The organism is Cupriavidus sp. GW821-FHT02F09 (genome assembly GCF_059421605.1).
The window spans coordinates 1-16,646 of record NZ_JBWKVH010000045.1 but is presented as its reverse complement, the minus strand read 5'-3'; the positions used below and the strand labels follow the sequence as shown (position 1 = coordinate 16,646).

At 67.6% G+C, this 16,646-nt stretch carries 13 protein-coding genes; 11 read left to right on the top strand and 2 right to left on the bottom strand.

What is annotated here, in order from left to right; all coding sequences use genetic code 11:
• Nucleotides 1-3: 3 nt before the first annotated feature.
• Complete coding sequence (locus AC07XB_RS32320; protein ID WP_492374780.1) at nt 4-924, bottom strand: LysR family transcriptional regulator; 921 nt, start codon at nt 922-924, stop codon at nt 4-6.
• Between the two features lie 164 nt (nt 925-1,088).
• Here AC07XB_RS32320 and AC07XB_RS32315 point away from each other — a divergent pair, with 164 nt between their 5' ends.
• From AC07XB_RS32315 to AC07XB_RS32275, 9 genes are all read left to right on the top strand, one after another.
• A complete protein-coding gene (locus AC07XB_RS32315; protein WP_492828799.1) occupies nt 1,089-2,099 on the top strand; it encodes a tripartite tricarboxylate transporter substrate binding protein in 1,011 nt (336 codons plus the stop codon).
• A 53-nt stretch (nt 2,100-2,152) separates the two neighbouring features.
• Nucleotides 2,153-3,571, top strand: a complete 1,419-nt coding sequence (gene leuC / locus AC07XB_RS32310) for a 3-isopropylmalate dehydratase large subunit (RefSeq protein ID WP_492828797.1) — start codon at nt 2,153-2,155, stop codon at nt 3,569-3,571.
• On the top strand, nt 3,564-4,223 hold the full coding sequence (gene leuD / locus AC07XB_RS32305) for a 3-isopropylmalate dehydratase small subunit (RefSeq protein ID WP_492374783.1): 660 nt from the start codon (nt 3,564-3,566) through the stop codon (nt 4,221-4,223). Before leuC ends, leuD begins: the two co-directional genes overlap by 8 nt.
• A 13-nt stretch (nt 4,224-4,236) precedes the next feature.
• A complete protein-coding gene (locus AC07XB_RS32300; RefSeq protein WP_492374784.1) occupies nt 4,237-5,121 on the top strand; it encodes an alpha/beta fold hydrolase in 885 nt (294 codons plus the stop codon).
• An 88-nt stretch (nt 5,122-5,209) separates the two neighbouring features.
• Nucleotides 5,210-5,872: a TetR family transcriptional regulator gene (locus AC07XB_RS32295; RefSeq protein WP_492374785.1), complete on the top strand. Its 663-nt coding sequence runs from the start codon at nt 5,210-5,212 to the stop codon at nt 5,870-5,872.
• Between the two features lie 131 nt (nt 5,873-6,003).
• The gene (locus AC07XB_RS32290; RefSeq protein WP_492374786.1) at nt 6,004-6,972 is read left to right on the top strand and encodes a Bug family tripartite tricarboxylate transporter substrate binding protein; all 969 of its coding nucleotides are present in this window, start codon (nt 6,004-6,006) and stop codon (nt 6,970-6,972) included.
• Between the two features lie 89 nt (nt 6,973-7,061).
• The gene (locus tag AC07XB_RS32285; RefSeq protein ID WP_492828796.1) at nt 7,062-8,252 is read left to right on the top strand and encodes a M24 family metallopeptidase; all 1,191 of its coding nucleotides are present in this window, start codon (nt 7,062-7,064) and stop codon (nt 8,250-8,252) included.
• A gap of 231 nt (nt 8,253-8,483) precedes the next feature.
• The gene (locus tag AC07XB_RS32280) at nt 8,484-10,253 is read left to right on the top strand and encodes a putative bifunctional diguanylate cyclase/phosphodiesterase (RefSeq protein ID WP_492375590.1); all 1,770 of its coding nucleotides are present in this window, start codon (nt 8,484-8,486) and stop codon (nt 10,251-10,253) included.
• A 355-nt stretch (nt 10,254-10,608) separates the two neighbouring features.
• Complete coding sequence (locus AC07XB_RS32275; RefSeq protein ID WP_492375591.1) at nt 10,609-11,187, top strand: acyloxyacyl hydrolase; 579 nt, start codon at nt 10,609-10,611, stop codon at nt 11,185-11,187.
• Between the two features lie 39 nt (nt 11,188-11,226).
• Here the strand turns inward: AC07XB_RS32275 and AC07XB_RS32270 are convergent, their stop codons facing one another.
• Complete coding sequence (locus AC07XB_RS32270; RefSeq protein ID WP_492828823.1) at nt 11,227-12,732, bottom strand: aminotransferase-like domain-containing protein; 1,506 nt, start codon at nt 12,730-12,732, stop codon at nt 11,227-11,229.
• A gap of 355 nt (nt 12,733-13,087) precedes the next feature.
• Here AC07XB_RS32270 and aptA point away from each other — a divergent pair, with 355 nt between their 5' ends.
• On the top strand, nt 13,088-14,419 hold the full coding sequence (gene aptA / locus AC07XB_RS32265; protein ID WP_492828794.1) for an omega-aminotransferase AptA: 1,332 nt from the start codon (nt 13,088-13,090) through the stop codon (nt 14,417-14,419).
• A gap of 55 nt (nt 14,420-14,474) precedes the next feature.
• A complete protein-coding gene (locus AC07XB_RS32260; RefSeq protein ID WP_492375593.1) occupies nt 14,475-15,992 on the top strand; it encodes a CoA-acylating methylmalonate-semialdehyde dehydrogenase in 1,518 nt (505 codons plus the stop codon).
• Nucleotides 15,993-16,646 lie beyond the last annotated feature (654 nt).

The following is a 16,646-nucleotide window of genomic DNA, read 5'->3' as shown; positions in this document are numbered from 1 at the left end:
GGGCTACCAGCCACTATAGGGCGCGCCCGCCATCCGGTGGGCCGCGAAGTGCTCCGCCAAAAAGTCCACGAACGCGCGCACCTTGGCCGTGAGGTGGTCGCGCGTGAGGAAGACGGCGAACACATCGGCTGGCGGCGTTTCCCAGTCGGTCAGCACCTGGCGCAGCCGCCCCGAGCGGAGCATCGGCGCCACCTCCCATTCCGAGCGCATCAATATGCCGTGGCCCTGCAAGGCCCAGCCGAGGGCCACTTCGCCATCGTTGGTGCTGGCCGGCCCGCGCACCTTTACGGCTTCGTGGCGGCTGGCCGAGCGCAGGTGCCAGGTGCCGTAGGTGGCGTCGCTCTCCCGGATCACGATGCAGCGGTGCTGCTGCAGCTCGCGCGGCGACGCCGGTTCGCCGTGGCTGGCCAGGTAGCGCGGCGCGGCGCATAGCAGGCGGCGGTTGTGCGCGATGGGCCGGGCGGTGAGGCGCGCATCGGGTAAATCGCCCACGCGAATGCCGACATCGAAGCCCGCCTCGGCCAGGTTCAGCGGCCGGTCCGTGAGTTCCAGCTGCACCTCCACCTCCGGGCAGGCCAGCAGGAAGGCGCCCACCGCCGGCGCCACGTGGCGCCGGCCGAAGCCCAGCGTGGCGTTGACCCGCAGCAGCCCGCGCGGCGCCACCCGGCTGCCGCCAAGCCCTTGCTCCAGTTCCTCCAGCTCGGCCAGGATGCGCGCGCCCTGCGCCAGGTAGGCCTCGCCCTCCTGCGTGACGCTCAGCCGGCGCGTGGTGCGGTTGAGCAGGCGCACGCCGAGCCGCGTTTCAAGCGCCGTCAGCCGCTTGCTGGCGGCCGACGGCGTGATGCCGAACTGCTGGGCCGCGCCGGCCAGGCTGCCGCGCTTGACCAGGGTGACGAAGAAGGCGAGGTCGGAGAAGTTATCCACGATGCGGTCCGAGGCCTGATTGGTGAATTGGACGACTGAATGAAAGTCTTTGGATGAAATTATAGCGGTGGGTTCAATGGTTAAACTGGCATCTCCAATCTCAATAAGCGCGGCGGCGTCGGGGGCGTTCCCTGGCAGCCAGCCTGCCACCCAGGAGACCCCACATGAACCGCTTTATCGCCATCGCCCGCCGGATCTGCCGGATCGGCCGGATGCCGCTCGCCATGAGTGCTGTCGCCTTGTCAGTTGCGCTCGCGCCGGCGGTGGCCTCGGCCGAGACGTTTCCCGCGCGCCCGATTCGCCTGATCGTGCCGTTCGCTCCGGGCGGCAGCGTCGACATCGCCGCGCGGCTGGTCACCGAAGCGTGGGGCCGGCAACTCGGCCAGCCCGTGGTGGCGGACAACCGTGCCGGCGCCTCGGGCAATATCGGCATGGACCAGACCGCCAAGGCCAGGCCCGATGGCTATACGCTGGCCATCAACAACGTGGCGCTGGCGGTGAATCCTTCGCTCTTCGCCAGGCTGCCGTTCGACACCGAGCGCGACCTGACGTCGGTTGGCACCATGGGCACCTCGCAGCATGTGCTGGTGGTGACCAACGGCCTGCCGGCCAAGAATGTGAAGGAACTGATTGCGCTGGCCAAGAGCCGCCCCGGGCAGCTGAGTTTTGGCTCGGCGGGCACCGGCAGTACCTTCCACATGGCGGCGGAGCTGTTCAAGTCCGAGTCCGGCACGGCCATCCTGCACGTGCCGTACAAGGGCGGCGGCCCGGCCATGGTCGATACCATCGCCGGCCAGGTGCAGCTCAGCTTCCCGGTGCTCTCCGCCGCGCTGCCGCAGGTGCAGGCGGGCAAGCTGCGCGCACTGGCGGTGACCGGGCCCAAGCGCTCTGCGCTGCTGCCCGATGTGCCCACCATTGCCGAGGCGGGCCTGCCCAACTACACCTTCGAGACCTGGTTCATCGTCAGCGCGCCGGCCGGCACGCCCAAGGAGGTGATCGCCAAGCTCAACCAGACGCTGAACCAGGCACTGGCCGCGCCGGAGATCAAAGCGCGCCTGCTCAAGGAAGGCTTCGAGCCGCTGACCATGAGCCCGTCCCAGGCCGACACCATGCTGCACAAGGAAATCAAGCGCTGGGCCGCGCAGATCAAGCAGGCCGGCATCACGCCGGAGTAGGCGCGGTGCTTTCTGCCGCGCATTTTTTCAACGCATATCAAGCAGGCTGTCCCATGTCAGGCCTTACCTACTATCGCAAGCTGGTGGATTCGCACACCGTGGCCGCGCTCGATGCCGACCACGTGCTGCTCTACGCGGATCTGCACCTGATGAACGAATACACCAGTCCGCAGGCTTTTGCCGGGCTGGCCGCGCAGGGCCGGGGCGTGCCGTCGCCGGGCCAGCAGGTGGCGGTGGTGGACCACATCATCCCCACCCACGCCGAAAGCCCGCGCCGCATCCAGGATCCCGCCTCGGCGCTGCAGGCGCGCAACCTCAAGCGCAACTGCGACCAGCACGGCATCGCGCTGTTCGATACCGATGACGCGCTGCAGGGCATCGAGCACGTGATCGCGCCCGAGCACGGCATGATCCGGCCGGGCATGGTGGTGCTGTGCGGCGACAGCCACACCACCACCTACGGCGCGCTGGGCGCGCTTGGCTTTGGCATCGGCACATCCGAGGTGGAGCACGTGCTGGCCACGCAGACGCTGGTGTACCGCGTGGCGAAGGACATGCGCATCCGCGTGGACGGTGTGCTGCCGCGTGGCGCCACCGCAAAGGACCTGATCCTGCATATCATCAGCCGCATCAGCGCGCAGGGCGCGCGCGGCTATGTGGTGGAGTTCGCCGGCAGCGCCATTGCCGCGCTGTCGATCGAGGCGCGCATGACCTTGTGCAACATGACGGTGGAAGCCGGCGCGCGTGGCGCGCTGATCGCGCCGGATGCGGCGGCCATCGAATACGTGCTGGCCCGCGCCGCCGATATCGATGCCACGCTGCGCGAGCGCGCGCTGGCCTGCTGGCGGGCGCTGCATTCCGATGCGGATGCCAGGTTCGACAGCGAACTGGTGTTCGACGCCAGCAGCGTGGCGCCGTATGTGAGCTGGGGCACCAGCCCCGACCAGGCGATCCCCATCGACGCGTGCGTGCCGCCGGTGGAGGATGCCATCGACGACACGGCGCGCAGCGCTGCCGCCAAGGCTCTCGACTATATCGGCCTGCAGGCGGGGGCCACGCTCGAAGGCCTGCCGGTGCAGCGCGTGTTCATCGGTTCCTGCACCAATGGGCGCATCGAAGACCTGCGCGCTGTGGCCGCCATCGTGCGCGGGCGCAAGGTGGCCGAAGGCGTGCGCGCGATGGTGGTGCCGGGCTCCGGCGCGGTGCGCCAGCAGGCCGAGGACGAAGGCATTGCGCAGGTGCTGCTGGACGCCGGCTTCGAATGGCGCAAGCCGGGCTGCTCGATGTGCCTGGCAATGAACGACGACGTACTCGCGCCCGGCGAGCGCTGCGCCTCCACCACCAATCGCAATTTCGAGGGACGCCAGGGGCGCGCCGGGCGCACCCACCTGATGAGTCCCGCCATGGCCGCCGCGGCGGCGCTGACCGGCTGCATCACCGATGTGCGCCGCCTGGAGCAAACCAATGCCTGATGCCATGCCTGACTACGATTCCGACCTGATCGCCGCGCTTGGCGCGCCGCTGCCCATCGGCAACCTCGACACCGACCAGATCATGCCCAAGCAGTTCCTGCGCATCATCGACAAGGCCGGGCTGGACCGTGGCCTGTTCTACGATATGCGCTTCGACGCGCAAGGCGTGCCGCGCCCGGAGTTCGCGCTCAACCAGGCGCGGTACCAGGGCGCGGGCGTGCTGGTGGCCGGTCCGAACTTTGGCTGCGGATCGAGCCGCGAGCACGCCGTCTGGGGGCTGCAGCAATACGGCATTCGCGCGGTGATCGCGCCCAGCTTTGGCGAGATCTTCTACTCCAACGCGATCAACAACCGGCTGCTGCTGGTGATGTTGCCGCAGGCAGAAGTGGATGCGCTGATGGCCGCGGTGTCGGGCGGCGCGCCTGCGCGGATCGAGATCGACCTCGCGGCGATGTCGGTGAGCGCCGGCGCGCTGCGCTTTGCCTTCACGCTGGCCGAGCGCCACCGCACCATGTTTCGCCAGGGACTGGACATGATCGGCGCAACGCTGGCACAGTCGTCCCAAATCGCCGCGTTCGCGCGGCGCCATCACCAGTCGCAGCCCTGGCTGCAGGACGTCGCCGCCAAGACCATGGCGCGGCTGTCCGCCTGAAGGAGGACGGAACGTGTTCGAAGGATTCACGCAGCATCGCATTCCATGTGGCGACGTCGAGATCCACGCTGTCGTCGGTGGCCGGGGCCCGGCCTTGCTGCTCCTGCATGGCCATCCGCAAACGCATGTGATCTGGCATAAGGTGGCCGCCACGCTGGCAAGGCATTTCACGGTGGTCGCCACCGACCTGCGCGGCTACGGCGATAGCGGCAAGCCGGCCGGGCTGCCGGACCACGCCAACTACAGCAAGCGCAGCATGGCGCAGGACCAGGTCACGGCGATGCGCGCGCTGGGCTTCGAGCGCTTCCTGGTGATGGCGCATGACCGCGGCGGGCGCGTGGCGCACCGCATGGCGGTGGATCATCCGGATGCCGTGCAGCGGCTGGTCACGCTGGATATTGCGCCCACGCTGGCGATGTACGAGCAGACCAGCCTGCAGTTCGCGCTGGCCTACTACCACTGGTTCTTCCTGATCCGGCCCGCGCCGTTTCCCGAGACGCTGATCGAGGCCGATCCGGCGCTCTACCTGCGCAGCACCATGGGCAGCCGCAGCGCCGGCCTGGCGCCGTTTACCGAGGCGGCCATGGCGGAGTACCTGCGTTGCCTTAGCCTGCCGGGCGCGGCGCACGGGCTGTGCGAGGACTATCGAGCCAGCGCGTCGATCGATCTCGAACACGATCGTGCCGACCTCGCCGCCGGGCGCAAGGTCGAGTGCGAGATGCTGGCGCTGTGGGGCGAGCAGGGCGCGGTAGGCCGCTGCTTCGCGCCGCTGGAAGAGTGGCGCAAGGTGGCGCGCAACGTGAGCGGCAAGAGCCTGCCGTGCGGGCACTACATGGCGGAGGAAGTGCCGGCGCTGCTGCTGGACGAGACGCTGCCCTTCCTGCTGGGCGCAGGTTAGGGATGCAACGGGCGAATGCGCTGCGAGCCGGGCTGGCTTACACTCGCTGTCTTCGCCCCTGTGCCCAACCGAACGCTTTCCCCAGTCCATGCCGCCCCGCAAGAATCCCGCCGCTGCCACCGAGACGCTCGATAGGCTCGAAACACTCGCGCAAGGCCGCGCTGCCAGCGACCAGGCCATCCAGCTGCTCGACGGCGCCGTCAACCACGTGCTGGAGCACGGCATCGGCGACTTGTCGCTGCGCCATATCGCCGAGGCGCTCGGCACCAGCCACCGCATGCTGATCTATTACTTCGGCTCGGCGGACCAGTTCTGGGAGGCGGTGCTGCGCCGCATCCGCCATGCCGAGCTGGATGCGCGCGCCAGCCTGGCCGCCAGCGAGTCCGATCCCGCACGGGCGCTGGAGGTAGCCTGGGCGCGCTACTCGGCGGACAACTACCTGCCCATCATCCAGTTGCTGTTCGAGATTTACGGCCGCGCCATTCGCGATCGCGAACGCTTCCAGGTGTTCCTCGACGATGTGATCGGCAGCTGGACCGGCGCGCTGACCGAGCGCTTTCACAAGCAGCTTGGATTGAGCACGAGCGAGGCGAAGCTGCGGGCTCGCATCGAGGTCGCCACCGTGCGCGGCCTGTTGCTGGATCTCGTCACCACGGGCGATCGCAAGGGCACCACTGCCGCGCTGAAATACTTCGCGCGCATGCTGAATGCGCCTGGGGCCCCGGGCGCGAAATCCGCACCCGAAGCCTGATCCGTATGCGGCGCCGGCGTCGGCGCCGCAGTCCCGAAAATTTTTTTCCCTCCTCATGTACCACATGGTACAGTAAACCGCATGCACCTCGATGCGAGGGTGCCGCTCAAGGGATGCGAGAGGAGATCGAAGTGAACAGACGCACACTGATACTAAGCGCCGCGCTCGCCGTGGCGGGCATGGCATGTGGCGCGGCCGGCTGGGCGCAGGACTGGCCGCAGCGCCCGGTCAGGCTGGTCGTGCCGCAGGCCGGTGGCACGGGCAACGACGTGCTCGCGCGCGCGCTGGCCGAAACGCTGGGCAAGCGCTGGGGACGCAGCGTTGTTGTGGAAAACAAGCCCGGCGCCAACGGCGTGCTGGCCATCAACTATGTGCTGCAGCAGCCGGCCGATGGCTACACCCTGTTCTTCGCGGGCGTGTCCAACCTGGCCTTCAATCCCTTCCTGTATCCCACGTTGCCCTATGTGCCGCAACGCGACCTGACCGGCGTGGCGATGCTGGCCAACTCGCCGTTCGTGCTAGTGGTCGCGCCGGCGATGCACGCCACCAGCTTTGCCGAATTCGTGCGGCTCGCCAAGGCGCGGCCGGGCGGCATCAGCTACGCCTCCGGCGGCATCGGCAACTCCACGCACCTGGCCATGGAGCTGGTGGCCGAGCGCGCCGGCATCAAGCTGCAGCATGTGCCGTTCAACGGCGCCGGCGGCTCAACCAGCCTGATGTCGGGCGAGACGCCGGCCATGATGAATGTGGTGGCGGGCGTGCAGCCCTATATCGCCGGCAAGAAGCTGGTGGCGCTGGCCGTGACCGGCGAGCGGCGCCTGGCCGCGCTGCCCGATGTGCCGACTTTCAAGGAGCTTGGCTACGACGTGGCGGTGCCGGGCTGGTACGCCATCGTCGCAAAGACCGGCACGCCGGCGGCGCTGGTGCAGAAGATCAACGCCGACATCAACGCGGCCATGGACGAGCCGGCATTCAAGGACAAGCTGGCCAACCAGTTCCTCGACCCGATCAAGGGGCCACCGGCCGAAGTGGAGCGCCATATGCAGCGCGACGCGCAGGCCTGGGGCCCCATGATCCGCAAGCTCGGCATCGCCCTCTGATCCCGGGCGGATGTGTCCGCACCCGCCCGCACCCGCCCGCACCCGCCCGCACCCATTACCAAGGAAGCAAGGAACCAAGGAGACTAGACATGCCCCAGATCACGACCGCCGTGCGCGACTATCGCCTGGCAATGATGCACGCGCTGATGGACCGCATCCGCGTTGACGCGCTGGTGTTCAGCACGCCGGACTTCTTCCAGTTCGCCACCAATTTCCAGCTGGATGTCTGGCCGTGGGAGCGCCCCGTTTTCGTGTTCGTGCCGCGCAACGGCGAACCCTTCGCCGTGATGAACGAGCTGTCCACCAACCACATGCGCCTGTGCACGGAAAAGCACAAGGTCTGGCTGCGCGACGTGACCTACTACGCCGAGCATCCGCGCGTGTCGCAGCGGCTGGCGCTGGCGCCGCAGTTGCCCGAGGTGGTGGCGTCGCTGCTGGCGTCGCACGGGCTGGGCGGCTCGCGCATTGCCGTGGACGTGGCCCACCCGATTCTCGCGGCGGCGCAGCGCTACCTGCCGGAGCTCGCGCTGCGCCCGGCCATGGCGGAGATGCGCGCCATGCGCTGGGTCAAGCATGCGGAAGAACTGCAGGTGATGCGCGAGCTTGGGAGCCTGACCGACTGGGTACAGGACCGCTACCGCGAGAACATTCGGCCGGGGCGGCTGGTGCAGGAGCTGGACCATGCCATGTCGGCGCTGATGGTGGAGGAGGCCGCGCGCCGCTTTCCCGGCGAGGATTTCGATATCCTCAAATGCTGGACGCTGACGGGGCCGGCCTCGGCCTCGCCGCACGGCGACGGCGCCGCGTGCGGCGCGCGCATCGCGGCTGGCGATACCATCGTCAACCTGATCCTGCCGCGCCTGAATGGCTACTACGTGGAGAACGAGCGCACGTGGTTCTGCGGCAAACCGGACGAGCGCCAGGCACGCTGCTACCAGGTTGCCGCCGAGGCCACCGACGCGGCGGTGGCGGCCGCGGTGACCGGCCGGCGCGTCTGCGACATGGACGCCGCCGCGCAGGCCGTGATCGAGCGCGCGGGGCTGGGCGAGTACATCTTCCACCGCACCGGCCACGCGGTCGGGCTGATGCTGCACGAGTATCCGGAGGACATGGCCTTCAACACGCGCGCACTGCTGGACGGCGAGGTCTACTCGGCCGAGCCGGGCATCTATGTCTATGGGCTGGGCGGCTTCCGGCTCGACGATACGGTCGTGGTGGGCGAGCGCCCGGAGGTCATCGTGAAGACGCCAAAGACACTGGAGTACGCAACCGTGGCGTGACGCCAGCGACAAGCGGGGATAGCGGGGATAGCGGGGGGATAGTGGGGGGATAGTGGGGGGAAACCGTATGTGACCGGGGGGCATCGTGGCGGGCACTGGTGCGCAATCCTTGGGCCAAAGGCCCGCGCCGGCATACCGGTGCGGGGTGTTCGAGGATAAAATGCGGCCGACGCCTGCCACCTGCCGCCTTGTCAACCGTGATTCATGCGGTGCTCGGACGACCCCCTCGACATGGACGACTCTCCCCAGCGCGCGCCACTTTTGCCCTGTCATGCCAATCCCACGAGCACGCCGCCCGCCGGGGCGTTGCCCACGCATCTTGCCGCGATGCTCGATAGCGTCGCGGATGGCGTCATGTCGCTCGACCGCGAGTGGCGATTCGCCTACGCCAACCAGACCATGGAGCGCTGGCTCAAGCGCACCCGTAAGGATCTCGACGGGCGCGGCATCTGGGAGTGCTATCCAGACCTGATTGGCTCGGCGTATTACCGGACGTTTCATGAGGCTGCTGCCAGCGGCGCATCACGCACCTGTACCGCCTACTATGCCCCGCTGGCATGCTGGTTTGAAGCGCGCGCCTTTCCCGATGCCAACGGCCTTACCGTGCTCTTTCGCGACGTCAGCCGCGAACGGCAGCAGTCGGCCCAGCTGGAATACCATGCCGACCACGACTACCTGACCGGCCTGCCGAACCGCCGGCGCTGCACGCAGGTGCTGGCGCGCGCGGTGGCGCAGGCTGCAGAAGCCCAGGTAGCCGTGCTGCCGGCCGGCATGCAGGCGCAAGCGCCGCAAGCGGCCGGGGTGGTGGTGCTGTTCGTCGATCTCGACCGCTTCAAGGAAGTCAACGACGCCTTTGGCCATGCCGTGGGCGACACGTTGCTATGCAAGGTCGCCGAGCGCTTTCGCGCGCTGCTGGCGCCTTCGGCTTTTGTCGCGCGCGTCGGCGGCGATGAGTTCGTGTTCATCTTGCGCGACGCGCGGCCGGGACAGGCCGAGCGCTTTGCCGGCACCATCCTGGCCGGCGTGTCGCAGCCATTCCAGGTGGACGGCCACACGCTGCTGCTGGGTGCCAGCGTAGGGATCGCGCAATGGCCCGAGGCTGGCGACACCGCTGACACCCTGTTGAACCACGCCGATGCCGCCATGTATGCGGCCAAGGCTGCGGGGCGTTTCCAGTTCCGCGTCTTCCACCTGGACCTTGCCCAAGGCTTGCGGCAGCGCCTGCAGCTGCGCGCCGACCTGCATGCCGCGATGGCCGACGACCAGCTGGTGCTTCACTTCCAGCCGCAGTGGTCGCTGCCGGATGGCAGGCTGGCGGGCGCGGAGGCGTTGTTGCGCTGGCAGCACCCAACGCGCGGCCTGCTGCCTCCCGCCGCCTTTCTCGATGTGCTGCTGGAGTCCCCGCTGGAGCCGGCGGTGGGGCTGTGGGTCATGCGCGCCGTGTGCCGCCAGATAGCGGCCTGGCGGCGTGCCGGCCTGACGGTGCCCAGGATCTCTCTCAACCTGTCAGCGCGGCAGCTGGTCATGCCGGGGCTCGCTGGCTTGCTGGCGGACCTCGCGCGCGAGCACGAGGTGCCATGCGGGCTGCTGGACGTGGAAGTCACCGAGGACACCCTGATGACCGACCTCGACAGTGCCGCGGCGGCGCTCGACGAGCTCAGGCACTGCGGCATCAGCGCCTCGCTGGACGATTTCGGCTCCGGTTACTCGAGCCTGGCCTACCTGACGCGCCTACCGGTTGCGACGCTCAAGATCGACAAATCGTTCGTTGCAGTCCTCGGCAGCGCACCCGAGGCCCTGGCGGTCATTCGCGGGGTCATCGCGCTGGCGCGCTCGCTGGGCATGAGAACCCTGGCGGAAGGTGTGGAGACCCAAGCCCAGCAGCGCTTGCTGGCCGAGGAGGGCTGCGACGCGGCGCAAGGCTACCTGCTCGGCCGGCCGATGCCGGCAACGGATTTCGCCGCGGTCATGGGCCAAAGCGCCGTGGCGCGGGGGGATTGACGCGGCGTGGCAACAGCCCCGCGGTGCCGCAAGCATGTGCCGTCCCGGAGGTGCATAATCGCTCACCGATACGTTGAGCCCTAGCCCGATTTCTCCTGCCTCAACATACATTCATGAACGGATGTATAATTCCGTAATGATTCGCTTGTCCCTAAGCGATTGTTGCGGAAATTGACCATGACTTACCGATTTATTGCCGGGTGCCTAAGCGCCTGGCTCGCGATCTGCGTGACCGCGGGCTGGGTGGTGGAACGCCTCTGGTCCTGAGTACGGGTGGTCGGCTTTGCCGCTGGGAGGTGGCAAGGTTTTCGCTAGGACTTGCCATTCTTCGCGGTAATTACCACCCACCATGCACATGACCATCGATAAGAAGAACGCCGGCCTTGCCCGTCGGCTTGCAACACGTATCAAGGCGCTTGGCGCCATGGCTGCCCTCGGCGCATGCGCTGCCGCGCACGCCGATCCAGGGGTGCACGTGGCCTTTGGCCGCGATCCCGGCCACAACATCGACAAGTACGAAGTTGGCGTGAACTGGGACTCCGGCTTTGCCTGGGGCAACCCGCAGGGCTGGCTGGCCAAGCTGCAGTGGGAGGCCGAACTGGCCGAATGGAACGCCCGCAGCGGCACCAATCACCAGAATGTGACCGAATTCGGCTTCTCGCCGATCCTGCGCGTGGAAAAGCGCGGCGGCTCGCTGGTGCCGTTCCTGGAAGCCTCCGTCGGCGTGCGCATGATGAGCCATAAGGCCACCTCCGACGAGCACCGCTCCGGCAGCCTGTTCCAGTTCTCCGACATGATCGGCGTGGGCATGGCCTTTGGCCCCAAGACCGCGTACGAAGCCGGCTTCCGCTACCAGCACGTCTCCAACGCCGGTATCAAGCAGCCCAATCCGGGCAGCGGTTTTTACACGGGTTACGTGCGTTATCGCTTCTGATCCTGCAAACGTGGCTGGCTTGGCCTGAAGCCATGACGCTCAGGCCAGCCTGACCATGCCTGCGCGCGGGGCGCGCAGGCCGCGGGAGGTGGATTCCGTTTCCGCGCCTTGCGCCTGCCTGCTGCGCAGCGCGTCAAAAAATCGCCACAGCGCGGGTTCATCGCTGGTTGCCACGTTGAACCGTATCCACGGCGAGTCGCCTTCTTCCGGTTCAAAGTAAGACCCTGGCGCCAGCCAGATGCCATGCTCCAGCGCCAGCGTCGCCAGGCGGTTGCCCGACAGCGCGGCCTGGTCGCCGCCGTCTTCCGGCCGCATCCTTGCCCAGGCGAACATCCCGCCTTCCGGGCGCAGCATCACCTCCAGCCCGTGGGCTTCCATTTTCTCCGTGATCCGGTCCTGCTGGGCGCGCAGCCGTTCGGCCAGCGCCGCCACATGTCGGCCATAGTGGCCGCTGGTCAGCACCGAGTACACCAGCCGCTCGGTCACTTCCGATGACGTCAGCCCCACGGCCATCTTGGTGCGTGCGAGTGCCTTGGCCAGCTCCGGGCTGGCCGCGAGGTAGCCAACCCGCAGCGATGGCGTGATGGTCTTGGAGAACCCGTTGACGTAGATCACGTGCGAAAGCCCGTCCATGGCCGCCAGCATGGGTGAGCCGGGCGGCGCCAGCTCGCGGTAGATATCGTCCTCCACCACCAGCAGCCGGTACTGCTCGGCCAGTTGCAGCACGCGGTGCGCGTTCATGCTGGTGAGCGTGCCGCCGGTGGGGTTCTGCAGCACCGTGTTGACGAACAGCGCGCGTGGCGCGTGGGTGCGGATGGCGTGGTCGAGCGCGTCGGTGTCGAGCCCGCTGGCGGTGCGGCGCACGCCAACCACCTGCAAGCCGGCAAGGCGCAGGATCTGCAGCAGATTGCAGTAGCAGGGGTCTTCCACCAGCACGGTGTCGCCCGGGCGCAACAGCGTGCGGACCACCAGGTCCAGCGCTTGCGTGGCGCCCTGGGTCAGCACCACTTGCTGGGCCTGCACCGGCATGCCGTACTGGCTGAGCCCGGCGGCGATATGCTCGCGCAGCGCGGCGAAGCCGTACGGGTGGCCGTAGCCCGAGACCTGCGCCGCGGGCACCCGCGCTGCGGCGCGCATGGCCTGGTGCAGCCCTTCCTCGTTGAGCCAGTCGCCGGGCAACCAGCCCGCACCCGCCTTGATCGGCACGGAATGATCGGCGAACACATCCGACAGCAGCCACGCGGCGTTGAGCCCCGGTGCCTCCCAGCGTGCCGCCGGCGCCTGGCCGGCGGGGGCATGGCGGTGTGCCACCGTGTAGCCCGAGCCCACCCGCGCGCTCAGGTAGCCCAGCGCGGTCAGGCGGCCGTAGGCCTCGGCCACGGTGAAGGTGCTGACCCCATGCTGCTGGGCAAAGCGCCGCACCGACGGCAGCGCCGCGCCGGCGCGCAGCACGCGCCGGTCCACCAGGCTGGCGATGCCCGCCACGATCTGCTCGGTGAGGGTGTCGCCGCTGCGCCGGCTGCGGACAAGATCGAGGTTAAGCATGCGTGACATGTAAGGATGGACCTGTACAGTTTAATGGCCGTACCGGTTCGGTGGGAAGCCTCACGGCGGCGCGGGGCTTTGCAGCGCTGCAACGTGAATCCGGCAGCTGGCGGGACTTTGGCCGCTGTGGCGAGCGGGGTGGCTGGATCCGCGGCTGCGGTCGCCCGGTTCGAGCAATTCTTGATCTGTACAGTTGTCTCACTCTTAACTGTACGGTAAGGCGATGTTCTGTCGACCGTATATTCTTTAAGCCGGGCCGGGCCGCTACAGTGGCCGCATTCACCAGAATCACCTGACAACCCGGGCGGCGCCAGCCGCCGCCCAAGCCAATGCCAATTGCTCCTGAGGAGGATGTATGGATGCCGCCAAGACTGTGATCCCTGATCTCGATGCCCTGTGGATGCCGTTTACCGCCAACCGCCAGTACAAGGCGGCCCCGCGCCTGCTCGACTCCGCCAGCGGCATGTACTACACCTCGCATGACGGCCGCCAGATCCTCGACGGTTGCGCCGGCCTGTGGTGCGTCGCTGCCGGCCATTGCCGCCAGGAGATCGCGGACGCGGTCGCCCGCCAGGTGCAGACCCTGGACTACGCGCCGCCGTTCCAGATGAGCCACCCGCTTACCTTCGAGGCCGCCACCAAGGTGGCCGCCATCATGCCGGCCGGGCTGGACCGCATCTTCTTCACCAACTCGGGCTCGGAATCGGTCGACACCGCGCTGAAGATCGCGCTGGCGTATCACCGTGCCCGTGGCGAAGGCCAGCGCACCCGCGTGATCGGGCGTGAGCGCGGCTACCACGGCGTTGGCTTCGGCGGCATGGCGGTGGGCGGCATCGGCCCCAACCGCAAGGCCTTCTCGGCCAACCTGATGCCCGGCACGGACCACCTGCCGGCCACGCTGAATGTTGCCGAAGCAGCTTACTCCAAAGGCCAGCCGACCTGGGGCGCGCACCTGGCCGACGACCTGGAACGCATCCTGGCGCTGCACGACCCGTCCAACGTCGCCGCCGTCATCGTCGAGCCGCTGGCCGGCTCGGCCGGCGTGCTGGTGCCGCCCGTGGGCTACCTGGAAAAGCTGCGCGAGATCACCAGCAAGCACGGCATCCTGCTGATCTTCGATGAGGTCATCACCGCCTTCGGCCGCCTGGGCGCGGCCACCGCCGCCGAGCGCTTCAAGGTCACGCCGGACCTGATCACCATGGCCAAGGCCATCAACAACGCAGCCGTGCCGATGGGCGCGGTGGCGGTGCGGCGCGAAGTGCACGACACCGTGGTCAACGCCGCGGCGCCGGGTGCCATCGAGTTCCTGCACGGCTATACCTATTCCGGCCACCCGCTGGCGATGGCCGCGGCCATCGCCACGCTGGATATCTACAAGAACGAGAACCTGTTCGGCCGTGCCGCCGAGCTGGCGCCGAAGTTCGAAGCCGCGGTGCATGCCGTGCGCGGCGCGCCCCACGTGAAGGACATCCGCAACCTCGGCATGGTCGCCGGCATCGAGCTGGAGCCGCGTCCCGGCCAGCCCGGCGCGCGTGGCTATGAGGCCTTCCTGAAATGCCTGGAGCGCGGCGTGCTGGTGCGCTTCACCGGCGACATCCTCGCTTTCTCGCCGCCGCTGATCATCACCGAGGCGCAGATCGAAGAGATGTTCGACACCGTGAAGAAGGTGCTGCAAGAACTGAAGTGATTGCAGTGATTGCAGCGAATGCTGTGGCCGCAGAGACAAGACAAGGAACACTGACGTGAACATCGCAGAGAACCGGCAGATCGCCGACATTGCGCACTACATTGGCGGGACTGTGCGCGCCGCCTCGTCGGAGCGGTTTGCCGACGTCTTCAACCCGGCCACGGGCGCCGTGGCCGGGCGCGTGGCGCTCGGCTCGGCGCAGGACGTGGACGCCGCTGTGGCTGCGGCCCACGCCGCGTTCCCGGCCTGGTCCGAGACCGCGCCGCTCAAGCGCGCGCGCATCCTGTTCAAGTTCAAGGAGCTGCTCGACCGCCACCATGACGACCTCGCCGCGCTGATCACGCGCGAGCACGGCAAGGTGTTCTCCGATGCCAAGGGCGAAGTCACCCGCGGTGTGGAGATCGTTGAGTTTGCCTGCGGCATTCCCAACCTGCTCAAGACCGACTTCACCGACAACATCGGCGGCGGCATCGACAACTGGAACCTGCGCCAGCCGCTGGGCGTGGTGGCCGGCATCACGCCGTTCAACTTCCCGGTGATGGTGCCGATGTGGATGTTCCCGGTGGCGCTGGCCTGCGGCAACACCTTCGTGCTCAAGCCGTCCGAGCGCGATCCCTCGCCCTCGCTGCTGATTGCCGACCTGCTCAAGCAGGCCGGCCTGCCGGATGGCGTGTTCAATGTGGTGCAAGGCGGCAAGGAAGCCGTCGATGCGCTGCTGGCGCACAAGGACGTGCAGGCCCTGTCCTTCGTCGGCTCCACGCCGATCGCCGAGTACATCTACACTGAAGGCACCAAGCGCGGCAAGCGCGTGCAGGCCCTGGGCGGCGCCAAGAACCACCTGGTGGTGATGCCCGACGCCGACCTCGACCAGGCCGTGGACGCGCTGATCGGCGCTGCCTATGGCTCGGCCGGCGAGCGCTGCATGGCCATCTCGGTGGCTGTGGCGGTGGGCGATGTCGCCGACAAGCTGGTACCGCGCCTGGCCGAACGCGCGCGGTCGCTGAAGATCCGCAACGGCATGGAAGATGATGCCGAGATGGGCCCGCTGGTGACCGCCGCGCACAAGGCCAAGGTAGAAGGCTATATCGCCAAGGGTGTGGAAGAGGGCGCCAAGCTGGTGACCGACGGCCGCGGCCACAAGGTCGACGGGCACGAGAACGGCTTCTACGTGGGCGGCACGCTGTTTGACAACGTCACGCCGGACATGACCATCTACAAGGAAGAGATCTTCGGCCCGGTGCTGTCGGTGGTGCGCGTGCATGACCTGGCCGAAGCGGTGGACCTGATCAACGGCCACGAGTACGGCAACGGCGTGTCCTGCTACACCAGCGACGGCGGCGTGGCACGCGCGTTCTCGCGCCAGATCCAGGTGGGCATGGTGGGCATCAACGTGCCGATTCCGGTGCCGATGGCGTGGCATTCCTTTGGGGGGTGGAAGCGCTCGCTGTTTGGTGATCATCATGCCTACGGCGAGGAAGGTATCCGCTTCTATACGCGCTACAAGAGCATCATGCAGCGTTGGCCGGACAGTATTGGGAAGGGGGCGGAGTTTACGATGCCGGTGGCTAAGTGAGGGGGGCGGTGTTTCTTTGAGCGGCGTTGGCCTTTGCACCCAACAGCCATACGACATCCCCCTGCGGGGGCTGCCGGTCACTCTTCTTTGCGTCGGCAAAGAAGACTAACGAGAAGAAAGCCGACCCTGCCGGGCGCAGAGCAATAAGGCTGTCCGGCCTCGGTGGTTGCGTCGTACGGCCCGGAGTGCCGGCGGGCTTCTGCCGGTACCGGCTTGACCGGCCACGAACCTGCCAGCCTCCGGGATTCGTGGTGAGGCCCCCGGTAGCAGACATCACTTGCTTCAAGCCGTCTGTCGCTCGCGGCGTGCCCGGCCACGAAGTTGCAGGCGCACCGGTTCCGTCGTGGGCGCGGTGGCACCGGGTTGATATGCCCGAGACCTTGACCACCGCGCCCGCCCCACCACGAAACCACTGACGGGCGATGTGTCGTGGTGCTTCGCGCCGGTAACGGCAGATGTGGGAATGGTCACCGCACACGAGGTCAGGGGCCCCACAACGAAACCCATGTGCCATGCCATTGCGATGCCCTACAAACCGGTGCCGGCAGATGCCAGCAGAACTGTGGCCGCACGACGAAACCACAGCCCCACATAAGCCTGATTGCTCTGCCCCCGGCAGGGTCGGCTTTCTTCTCGTTAGTCTTCTTTGCCGAC

Bases quoted from the DNA above. Each gene is read 5' to 3' on its own strand.
- aptA (WP_492828794.1), top strand. From the start codon at position 13,088: ATGGATGCCGCCAAGACTGTGATCCCTGATCTCGATGCCCTGTGGATG.
- leuD (WP_492374783.1), top strand. From the start codon at position 3,564: ATGCCTGATGCCATGCCTGACTACGATTCCGACCTGATCGCCGCGCTT.
- AC07XB_RS32280 (WP_492375590.1), top strand. From the start codon at position 8,484: ATGGACGACTCTCCCCAGCGCGCGCCACTTTTGCCCTGTCATGCCAAT.
- AC07XB_RS32295 (WP_492374785.1), top strand. From the start codon at position 5,210: ATGCCGCCCCGCAAGAATCCCGCCGCTGCCACCGAGACGCTCGATAGG.
- AC07XB_RS32270 (WP_492828823.1), bottom strand. From the start codon at position 12,732: ATGCTTAACCTCGATCTTGTCCGCAGCCGGCGCAGCGGCGACACCCTC.
- leuC (WP_492828797.1), top strand. From the start codon at position 2,153: ATGTCAGGCCTTACCTACTATCGCAAGCTGGTGGATTCGCACACCGTG.
- AC07XB_RS32315 (WP_492828799.1), top strand. From the start codon at position 1,089: ATGAACCGCTTTATCGCCATCGCCCGCCGGATCTGCCGGATCGGCCGG.
- AC07XB_RS32285 (WP_492828796.1), top strand. From the start codon at position 7,062: ATGCCCCAGATCACGACCGCCGTGCGCGACTATCGCCTGGCAATGATG.
- AC07XB_RS32275 (WP_492375591.1), top strand. From the start codon at position 10,609: ATGACCATCGATAAGAAGAACGCCGGCCTTGCCCGTCGGCTTGCAACA.